We start from the raw sequence: 2,238 nt of genomic DNA, 5'->3' as shown, positions 1-2,238 counted from the left end.
AGCCTTTGGTGGTGTATTGCCCTTTGTGACTGAGTCCTATCAAGTCGCCCTGCTTAATCATTTCATCCGCGACTTTTTTGATATCAAGGGCGTTGAGTTGCACGCCGCCTTTGGTGAACTCTGAGGCGGTGAGTTCAATGATTTTTTCAAGGTGTAACGCGGTGCTGTATTGCCCTAGATGGTCAATGGCTCTGCTGATGGCGGCTTTGGTTTCACCAAGTGGTGGGGTGTTTTGCGCTTCTTTTACTTGTTGCGCCATGGTGACAAGCTCTGCGGGTTCATACCCTTGCTCTTTTACGGTGCTTTGCCACTGTTTGTTGAGGTTGTCGTTACTCTGGTGGGTTTTGCTTTTACGAGTGTCGAGGGTCGCGACATCTCGCGCGGCGCGAGAGTCAAAGCCTAAATCGAGTGTGCGTTGATCAATTTGCTGTTTGCGAGTGGATGACGCATCAAGAATGGGTTGAGGGACACCGCTGACTTCGAACTGACCGTTGCCAACGCCTCGCGTAGAAAAACCTAGCGCTTGTGCATCTTTAGCCAATTGGCTCTGGTACAAGATACCGTAGTATTTTTGGAAGTTGTAGATGCGCTCGCCTGTGCCGTTAATGACGCCCCCTTTTTGTTTTAAGCTGGTTGATAAAGCGCGTAAATCCCCTTCTTGGTCTCGAGTCATGTTAGCTGCGAGAGCGTGCGAGTGCACTTGCATGTCGTTTTCACGGCTGGTCTTGTGGCGCACGACCGCAAATATCATCGAATCCGTATTTTCGTATTCTTGAACGCCTTTCTTATGAGTGACTTTGACTTGTGCAACGTCTTTTTCAAGCTCTGTTAAGGCGAACTTCACTGCGTTGTTATGCGCTTCTATTAGGCGGGTGTCCCCGCCAATAAGCGCGAGAACACTGATGGATTTAGGCGCAGAAAACGTCAGGTCGAAGCCTGATTTGTGTTTCCCCCTTTTCCCTTTAATAGTTTCATCACCAAGACTGCCTGAGAGGACCGATTCTAAGGTGGCTTGCTCTACGGGTTTGCCAGCCAGCCCCGCTTCGATGGCCAGCTTGCCATGCCAGAAGGTGTTTTCTTCTTGGTCTTTTTCTTTGAGGTAATAGTTATCACCGGCATCTTTTTCTAAAGAGACGTCAGGTAGGTCTTTGGGGGTTTCTTCGCTTAGGTAGTACTTTGCAGCGCCAGAAGCGGATTTAAGAGGGCTGATAGAAAGCATGACGGTGTTCCCTTGTGTAATGCCAATCACCAATGAGGGCGATGAATTGAGTGGTGGGTGCTGTTACTGCGGTTACAAAATGATCCCAACACAAGCAAATGAATTGCTAGCGGTTAACGTTCTTTCTTCGTGAATGGTGACGCCATTTTCATCAATGTGAATGGACGTAATGCCCGCTTTAAATCGGTCTAACGCTATTATTTCTTCCTTGGTTAAATGCTTGCCATGAGTCAGGCATTCTAGACGGTTAAAGCTATATTCATCGGCGGCCATTGCTGGTTTCGAAGAATCAGAATGCTTCATGCACTCATTGCCATACAGCCAATCTTGAGCACACTCTATATTTGGCTCTAACTGGTAAGTAATATTATGGGTGACTCTTGAAAAAGAATGGGACCGGCTTGTCCATTTGTAGCTCACTTGAAAGCAATCAACCTCATCGGGAATGACGGCATACCAACCTCGACTTTTGGGGGAGGTATCTAAATAAACAGACACGTAGCGTTTGTTTGGCCAAAAGCGCTTTGTTTTTGGATTGCCGTTTGGTTTAGCCCAGTCGGGTCCTATAAATTCAAAATGAATGTCTGTTACCTTGTTGCTGGTAAGCTCAGGTGTCAGAAATATTCTGGGCGTAAATTGCAGGTATCGTTCTTTGGGATACAGAGGTAAGTTGATGTTGAGTTGGTGTTTAAGAGCGGAGCGGATCTCAGAGTGCGCTTGAGTGTAGCATTCTGACCATTCAAGATTTTTTGCCGCCTCAATGGGGGACATTCCACGTGAATATAAATAGATATAGGGTGTCCAATCTATTTTGATGTATCGGTATGGGATTTTTTTGATATGAGCTACAAACGCCTTAAACCATCCTTTCCATTCAGAGTCATATTCGTTGTGTAGTGGTCTAATGATCCCGGACACCAAATTAGGTGGTAAAGTCTCCACCATAAATGAGGTGTTCAATGACAAAACGACAACGACGTACATTTTCTACTGAGTTCAAACTAGATGCTGCAAGTTTG

2 protein-coding genes are annotated in these 2,238 nt (G+C 46.2%); both read right to left on the bottom strand.

What is annotated here, in order from left to right; genetic code table 11:
- On the bottom strand, nucleotides 1-1,219 hold a 1,219-nt coding region (mobF, locus tag AACW75_RS21725), incomplete at its 3' end, for a MobF family relaxase (protein ID WP_237297965.1).
- Nucleotides 1,220-1,291: 72 nt separating this feature from the next.
- Nucleotides 1,292-1,990, bottom strand: a complete 699-nt coding sequence (locus AACW75_RS21720) for a hypothetical protein (protein ID WP_237297964.1) — start codon at nucleotides 1,988-1,990, stop codon at nucleotides 1,292-1,294.
- Nucleotides 1,991-2,238: the final 248 nt, after the last annotated feature.

The sequence above is a fragment of the Vibrio sp. L3-7 genome, from assembly GCF_963898195.1.
Classification (GTDB): Bacteria; Pseudomonadota; Gammaproteobacteria; order Enterobacterales; family Vibrionaceae; genus Vibrio; species Vibrio echinoideorum.
This window is presented reverse-complemented; position numbering and strand designations above follow the sequence as displayed.